At 42.6% G+C, this 8,399-nt stretch carries 7 protein-coding genes and 1 pseudogene; 6 read left to right on the forward strand and 2 right to left on the reverse strand.

What is annotated here, in order from left to right; all coding sequences use genetic code 11:
• Window positions 1–10 precede the first annotated feature (10 nt).
• The 6 genes from B3139_RS08805 (at window position 11) to B3139_RS08830 (ending at window position 7,342) form a co-directional block, all read left to right on the forward strand.
• On the forward strand, window positions 11–1,594 hold the full coding sequence (locus B3139_RS08805; RefSeq protein WP_293881997.1) for a RagB/SusD family nutrient uptake outer membrane protein: 1,584 nt from the start codon (window positions 11–13) through the stop codon (window positions 1,592–1,594).
• Window positions 1,595–1,610: 16 nt separating this feature from the next.
• Complete coding sequence (locus tag B3139_RS08810; protein WP_293881999.1) at window positions 1,611–3,008, forward strand: hypothetical protein; 1,398 nt, start codon at window positions 1,611–1,613, stop codon at window positions 3,006–3,008.
• A gap of 67 nt (window positions 3,009–3,075) precedes the next feature.
• Entirely contained in the window at window positions 3,076–4,179 is a 1,104-nt protein-coding gene (locus B3139_RS08815; RefSeq protein ID WP_293882001.1) for an SGNH/GDSL hydrolase family protein, read from the forward strand.
• 4 nt (window positions 4,180–4,183) lie between these two features.
• A complete protein-coding gene (locus B3139_RS08820) occupies window positions 4,184–5,551 on the forward strand; it encodes a hypothetical protein (RefSeq protein WP_293882003.1) in 1,368 nt (455 codons plus the stop codon).
• A 34-nt stretch (window positions 5,552–5,585) separates the two neighbouring features.
• Entirely contained in the window at window positions 5,586–7,127 is a 1,542-nt protein-coding gene (locus B3139_RS08825; protein WP_293882005.1) for a DUF4434 domain-containing protein, read from the forward strand.
• A gap of 11 nt (window positions 7,128–7,138) precedes the next feature.
• Window positions 7,139–7,342: a hypothetical protein gene (locus tag B3139_RS08830; protein WP_293882007.1), complete on the forward strand. Its 204-nt coding sequence runs from the start codon at window positions 7,139–7,141 to the stop codon at window positions 7,340–7,342.
• Window positions 7,343–7,415: 73 nt separating this feature from the next.
• Here the strand turns inward: B3139_RS08830 and rpsJ are convergent, their stop codons facing one another.
• Entirely contained in the window at window positions 7,416–7,721 is a 306-nt protein-coding gene (gene rpsJ, locus B3139_RS08835) for a 30S ribosomal protein S10 (RefSeq protein ID WP_028070501.1), read from the reverse strand.
• Between the two features lie 132 nt (window positions 7,722–7,853).
• A pseudogene (gene fusA, locus B3139_RS08840) lies at window positions 7,854–8,399 on the reverse strand (elongation factor G); the annotation flags it as partial.

The raw sequence follows: 8,399 nt of genomic DNA on the forward strand, positions 1-8,399 counted from the left end.
TAGTAAAACCATGAAATTGATATATAAATATAGTATACTGGCTTTGACCGTAATGCTTAGTTTTCAAAGCTGTTCGATAGAACCGGAACTTACCGATGTATATGATGAACGGGTGGCCTGGAGTGGGGAAGCCAATGTGGAGCTTTCTCTAAATAAGTTCTATCCATTGATAGGACAATCCTATTATTCTGCACATGTCAATCAGGATGCGTATGCCGACTTGCTAAAGAAGAATACGCCGAATGACGAGGTCAACCTGTTGATCTTAGGTTCATCTACGATCACACCGGGAGCCAATCCGCTCGATAACTGGTCTTGGGGATACACCTGGATCCGACATTGTAATGAGTTTTTGGACGGGCTGCAAACAAAGGGTGTCGGGCTGCCGACAGAATTTTATCAACGTGCAGAGGGAGAGGTTTTGTTTTTTAGGGCTTACGTGTATTTTGAATTGGCAAAGCGATACGGGGCTAGCGTAATTTTGTATGATGGCCTGAATGATGGGGTCGGACGCCCACTCAGCAAGCCAGATGAGGTGTGGAATTTTATTGCTGCGGATCTGGATAAAGCGGCTGCGCAGCTGCCCGCGACTGTTCCAGCTGCAAAAAGGGGCAAGATAACCAAGGGGGCAGCATTAGGTCTTAAGGCACGTGCCATGCTCTATGCAAAACGATGGAAGGCCAGTTCTGATGCGGTAGCGTCCTTGCAGGCACTTAACCTGTATGATCTTTATCCTGATTACAGAGCTTTATTTAACCAACGCCGGAGCGAGGGCGCTGAAAATAAAGAGAGCATTTTGGAGTTCGGTTTCTTGGCACCTAACTTTACTTATTCTTTTGACTATTTCTTTGGTCCACCATTGGATGGTGGATATGCCCAGATTAGCCCCACAGAAAATTTGGTAAAGGAATACCAGATGGCAGACGGGACAGATTTTAGTTGGAACAACCCTGTACATGCAGCTAATCCGTACCAAGGGAGAGAACCTCGTTTTTATGCGTCAATACTCTACAATGGAGCTACTTGGAAAGGGCGTACTTTGGAAACTGTAGTGGGATCGAAAGAAGGGTACGCCGTTGGGGGCGGAACGACCTCAACAGGTTATTACATGCGTAAATTGTTTGATGAAAAACTGACGGATCTTGGAAGGGGCGAACTAACGTTCTATTTCATGCGGTACGCAGAAGTTTTGTTAATCCAAGCCGAGGCGATGGCCGAGCAAGGGCAATTGTCGGCAGGACTGGAAGCCTTGAACAAAGTGCGTCGTCGCGCTGGCTTTACAAGGGATCTAACCGCGACAAATACCGGCCAGTTGTTGAGCTTAATTCGTCGGGAGCGGATGGTGGAGCTCGCATTTGAAGGGCACCGTTTTTGGGATCTTCGCCGATGGGGACTCGCAACGAGCGTATTGAATGGTACACATGCTACAGGTGTTAAAATCACCAAGGGGACCAGCGGAAACTTAACTTATGAATTGGTGGATGTTGATAATGGACGTAGCCGTGTTTATCCGGAAAAATACAATCGCTTCCCTATTCCTATAGCAGAACTGCAACGGAATCCAAATATTGAACAATTTAATGAGTGGAAATAAACCAAGATATAGACCGATGAAAAATTATCTAAAATATACACTGCCGCTGTTGTTTATCCTCAGTTTGCTATCCTGCCAAAAAGTGGAATTGCATAAAGATGCGGAATTTAATCGTGGATTGTTAAATTTCATGTTGGCTATTCCAGGACAGACTACAGAGTACATGGCTAAAAATACTGGACCTTATGCGGATGGAGATACCATCTATGTCGAAGTACCAACAACAGAGGAAGAACCTATTGACATTTCCAAGTTAAAAGCTACAGCTAGCTTGGAAAATAATGCCCGCATGGAGCCGGCGCTGACAGGTGTGATGGACTTTACCCATCCGCTAGCGGTACGGGTGATTGATGGTGACGGAAATAGCAAGCGCCATATTATCAAGGCTGTGCCAACCCTTCCACGCACAACATTCAAGAAACGCTGGTTCTATACTGCTGACAAAATGGGGATACTTCGCACCAATATCTCTGGAATGACAGTGGTAAAAGATCAACTATTGGTTGCCGATTTTTCGGGTGGCAATTTGGGAGAAACAGTAGGTGTGCGGGTGTACAACGCTAGCGACGGAGCCTATGTGAAGACTATCCCTGCGCCAACAACATTCTGTATGCAGGTGAGCGCAGATGACGCGGATCACTTTGTGGTCAACCGATACAATATCTATTCGGCAGGATTGATGTTATATTACTACGAGGATGTGGATAGTAAGCCGAAGCTTATCTTGAACTATACTGCTGCAGATGGAGCTCCAGCCGAGCTAGGACGTAAAATCTCTATCATCGGTAATTTAAAGCAAGGGAAATCGTATGTTTATGCAACAGCACCGGCGGTCAATAATCAGATTTACTATTGGGAGTTTAACGACGGTGTGGTCGTGAATTCAAACCCAACGGTTATTCGCTATGCAGCGGCTGCTCCATGGACATTTGCAACCGTACAGCGTAAATCTTTGGACGACAATTCTGATCACTACCTGACATACTGTAACTACGTGGCTTCAGATGCCAACCGGGAAAAAGGAAGCCGCTTTGTTAAATTTACACCGACAATGGATGTCGTTCAAATGGCCTCATCAAACCATTATTATAAAATCTTAGACTTCGAAGTGTTTAATGTCGATGGAAATCAGTTTATGGCTATCCTTACACAGGGCTTTTTCGCTTGGGATGCAACCCACATTAAGGTCTATGATATTACAGACCCAAACAAAATGCTGCTGCTAGCAGATTCTCCATCTTACCGTGATTTTATGTTATTCGAATCGGACGCCTATGGTGGTACAAACTACAATCGCTACGGCGATATCGATGTACGTGTGGTGGGTAAAAAGATTTCAATCTTCGCTACCATGGCAACAAATGATAAAGCGTACGCCGGCGTGATGGCCTACGACATGAGTTATAACAGGTAAATTAGATAAAGCAACAAAATTCAACACGTTATCCTTAAAGATAACGTGTTACCTCTTTTTTTATACGATGGAAAAAATAGCAGCGATTTTAATCTTTGTTTTGGGCTGTGTTTGCAAATGCTTTTCACAAGACAGAGCGGTGCGACAGCTCCCAGCAAATACACCACAAGTCACATATGTCGGACGGACGATTACCAATGCATCTAACGACGTGACTTTTGATTGGGTTGGAACTTATTTTGAGTTTAAGTTGACCGGACAATCTGTCGCCATGCGCGCTTCGGATACAGGGGAAAGTTATTACAATGTTTTCGTTGATGGTAGACTAGAGAAGACTTTTCTGATCAATAGCAGGGATACAGTGATTACGATCGTTTCAAACCTGAAAGGCAACAAGGCATATCACGTACGTGTACAAAAACGCTCGGAAGGCGAGTTCGGTTGCACGACGATAAAAGGTTTTATGCTCGGCAATAAGTCTTTACTCGATGGTGTTGTGTCTCGACCAGCTCGATTTATAGAATTCATCGGCGACTCTTTTACGGTAGGATATGGCGCAGATGGAACGAACAGAGAGCAGGACTTTAGTGTGGAAACTGAAAATGCGGACAAGACCTACGCTTGCATACTGGCGCGGTACTTTCAAACAGACTATGCCCTGATTGCACATTCAGGACGTGGTGCAGCTAGAAACTATGGCGATACGTTAACGAGTTCTCGATACACCATGAAGGATGCCATGTTGAATACCTTGAATAGCGATTCATCCACACGCTATAAATTTGATCAGTACAAACCTGATTTAGTTATTATCAATCTGGGATCGAACGATTTTTCTACGCAACCAATTCCTTCGCAAACAACATTTGAAAAAGCGTATCTCCGCATTATTAGACAATTGCGGAGTGTATATGGTCCCGAGGTGAAAATTTTATGTGTCGTATCTCGTTTAGCTGATCCGGTTGAACGCTACATTGCCGAAATTGTAGAACGCGCTGGAGACACCAATCTGCACCATACAGCTTCCTTAAAAAACGTTATGAACAATGATTCGGATATGGGAGCTGCTTGGCACCCTGGCGTACGTGGGCAGCGGAAGATGGCTACTTTTTTGGTGCCCTATGTGGCTACGGTAATGGATTGGTCACTGGAAGACCGAGTTATAAAATAACGTTATGATGAAAATTTACAAATTTACATCCTATTGGCATAGATTATTATATCTAGTGCTGATCGTTGGTGTCCTTCCCAGTTGCGGTGCAACAGCACCAGACCCACCAATAATTCCTACGCCCGAACCGCCGAATGGTTCCGAAAAGGGATTATTTATTGAAACACCTGCACTAAAAAAGATAAAAGGCAACTCCATACAGATTGATCCGGAGATGCTTTACCAACAACAGATCTCCCCAGAGACGCTGGTTGCTGATCTTCGTATGGCCAATGTACGATCGGTACATTTTTTTATAGTTGGTAACTGGGATGGCAGTAGGAATGACCAATTGTTGAAGCCTGCGTATTTGCAGGCTCTTAAAGCAGAAAAAATTGCTGTTTGGTTTATGCTGCTCGGGAACTGTATCTATGGCAATTCTGACCTGCCGAGCGACTGGCAAATGGAGTTCCTTATACCTTATCCAAATCCTGGTATCAAGTTTTTTTCTTTCCACAGACCTGAGTTTGTCGATTGGCAAATAAATCGCGTGAAGCGCATCTTGCAAAATTACGAGGTGGATGGCGTCGAATTTGCGGAAAGTTACTTTCCCGAATGGAAAACATTGAATGGAAATGGTTTTTATGGTGATGTGAGCGCGTTTGCGCGAAAAAAGTTTACCGAGAAATATATAGGATCTGGATTGGCCACTGTTTCTTTTGATTATATCGTAAAGAATCCGGCTGTTTATAGCAAGTGGATGGATTTTAGAGCAGACGCAATTTTGTCTTTTAACAAGCAGATAAAGAAGGCCATTAAAGAGGTTAATGCCGATGTCCTTTATGCGATATGGGGGATGGGCATTAGACAAGGCACCATTGCTGAAATTCGCGAACACTTTGGCTTAGATATGCCTGCACTTGCCAAAGAAGTACAGCCGGATGTCATGGTTTTGCAAACCGCAGCCCAGGATTGGCTGGATCCTAAACTTCCTTACAACTATCTACAGGATTATGCCACTTTTGCTAAGGCCATACAGGCAGCCAACCCAAAGGTTGCATTGAGTATCCAGGCAGATATCGTCTCCTTGGGCTACAGTAATGCGTCTGTAGAAAAGCGATACCCAATTTGGTGGTTGCCGTTTTTTGATCTAGCGCTGCAATCGGGGTACTATAGCAATGTAGCTTACGAATACGCCTTTTCAAAAAAAGAAGGTATCTGGCCAAAAAATAATATCGACAATCCGGTGCCAAGAAAACTCTATAGGGATCCTTCGCTGCAATCAGCTGTGATTAGCGATGCCATCGTACCATTAGCACTGATAAAAGAGGTAGATGCGCACTGGAAAATGGTTTATACAGAAAAAGGGCTGGGCTGGTTCTATATCAATTAATTATATTTTTATACTAAAATTTTGCCTAAATATCATGAAAAGATTATTCGTTAAAATAGGATGCTTTTTGTTTGTCGTTAGTTTGTTGACTGCCGCGGTTGCTGTAAAGCTCCAGGCACAGGACTTAAAAGCATTAAAAGGTACATGGCTTAATTTACCCTACCAAGATGTACGCAATAAATACATGAATCCGGCGCATGTCGATTGTCTTGCGCCAGCATTCTGGAAAACAAAAATTGAGGAATACGCGCAGATGGGCCTCAGGTATCTCGTTCTCATGGCGGTGGCCAACGACGGCAAAGCATTCTACCCTTCCTCTTTTATGCCGGCAGCGTATCCAGCGGGGCAACAAAGTCCTGTTGAGGCCATCATGGAGGCTGCAGATCAATATGGCATGCATGTGTTTATGAGTTGTGGTTGGGCTGAAAATCAGGACGATAACATACGTGATCCGAAGATTAAAGCATTGCAACAACGTATTATGCAAGAAACCGCCGCTCTATTCGCGAGAAACAAATCATTCTACGGCTGGTATCTTCCTGTGGAGGATAGCATGGAACCTATTCTTTCTGATGAAGCGGTCCATGCTGCAAATACACTTACAGGGATAGCCAAAATTTTAACTCCGGGTAAGAAAGTGATGATATCACCTTATGGTGTTTGTTACGCCGCGTTGGAAGATCCAAAGTTTGCCCAACAGATCAAGAAGCTAAACGTCGATATCATCGCCTATCAGGATGAAGTTGGCTGCGTGCGCGAACCGATGCCTTTGCCACGTGTTAGGGAAAACTTTAAAAAACTGGGCAAGATACATGAAGACACAGGGATAGAATTTTGGTCCAATATCGAATCGTTTACCTGGCAGAAGGAGGACAACTCTCGAGAATCTGCGTTGATTCCAGCTGCTTTTCCACGCTACCTGTCGCAGCTTGTTGCCGCTTCACTGGCGGGAGCAAAAAACGTGATCAGTTTTTCAGTTTATGGTATTATCGATGATGCAAACTCGATTATGCCAATTGGTCAGCCCATCGAGTCGGCACAGTCGTTCATCGATTTTACAGATTGGAAGCAGCGCAAAGGACGTTGGCCTTTGCTGGAGGCAACATTTAAAGGCGACGTAATGCACTATGCAATAGGTGCAGATATAAAGGTCGAAGGTAATTTTGCAAAATCCGTTGTTTATGATAAATTAACAGATGGTAAGTTGGGCGAGGAGCACACCGATGACTTAAATTGGGTGGATTTTGGAAATCAGAATATGGGTGTTATACTTGATCTTAAAAAACAACTGCCTATACATTTACTAGCAGCACGGTTTCTGCACTATCGTCCTGCGGGTATCTTATTGCCTGCAGCAGTACATTTTTATGTTTCTAAGGATGGAAAACAATTTAATCACCTGCAAACTATAAACCTATCTCCGTCAAAAAATGATAAACATGATTGTTGGATCGACATCGCTTCGACCGCTAAATTAAAAACAAGAGGTAGATACGTGAAGGTTGTCGCAGAACGAGAAGCTAATTTCCGGATAGTATGTGATGAAATATTGGTTAACCCTCGTATTGATAAATAGATTGGCAATAAATGCATTTTGCGAATAGTGGTGATGAGAATGGAGTACAACATTTCGATGCTGGTTTAAATTTATTGGGTGGTTACAAACTAACAAATGGTTTCTTGATCAATGCTGGTTACGGATTAGGACTTACCAATATGGCCAAAGAATCTTTCGATGGTGCATCGATTAAAAACCGCGTATTCTCAGTAGGTGTAGGATACCAATTCTAATCAAAAAGGCATAAACAACAAAAAAGGGCTTTTCTTACGAAAGGCCCTTTCTTTTTTCAGTGATTGAAATCTATCACACTTTGATTTCTACTTCAACACCTGAAGGCAATTCAAGTTTCATCAATGCGTCAACAGTTTTAGCGTTTGATGAATAGATATCCAACAATCTTTTGTAAGCACACAATTGGAATTGCTCACGTGCTTTTTTGTTAACGTGTGGTGAACGTAATACCGTATAGATTTTTTTCTCAGTAGGCAATGGAATAGGACCACTAACAACTGCACCTGTAGGTTTTACTGTTTTTACGATTTTTTCAGCTGATTTGTCAACCAAATTGTAATCGTAAGATTTCAATTTAATTCTGATTCTTTGGCTCATTTTTATTTATTTAAAATGACTGCTAATTAGAGCTATTCACAACTAGCAATCGGTGTTTATTTAATATTTCATTAAAGAACAAAGACAAATTACAACAGTACTTCATCTTTGTTCCTCTATCTATGTTCTATATTATTCTACAGAACCTTTGATTTTACCTTTTGATTTTGCAATCACCTCTTCAGCAACGTTACGAGGAGCTTCTTCAAAGTGATCAAATTCCATTGTCGATGTTGCACGACCTGAAGTGATTGTACGTAATTGTGTTACGTAACCGAACATCTCAGAAAGTGGAACCAATGCTTTGATTACTTGTACACCATTACGTGAATCCAAACCTTGCATTTGACCACGACGACGGTTTAAGTCACCCATTACATCACCCATGTTTTCTTCAGGTGTTAAAACCTCAATCTTCATGATTGGTTCCATTAACACTGGAGAACATTTAGGCAATCCTTCACGGTATGCTTGACGAGCAGCTAATTCGAAAGACAATGAATCTGAATCGACAGCGTGGAATGAACCATCAATCAAACGAACTTTCATTCCTGACAATGGGAATCCTGCTAACACACCATTTTTCATTGAAGTTTCAAATCCTTTTTGAACTGAAGGGATAAATTCTTTAGGAATTTTACCACCAACGATTTCATTAACGAATTGAAGAGGTGATTT

This window comes from Sphingobacterium sp. UBA1498 (genome assembly GCF_002325125.1).
GTDB lineage: Bacteria > Bacteroidota > Bacteroidia > Sphingobacteriales > Sphingobacteriaceae > Sphingobacterium.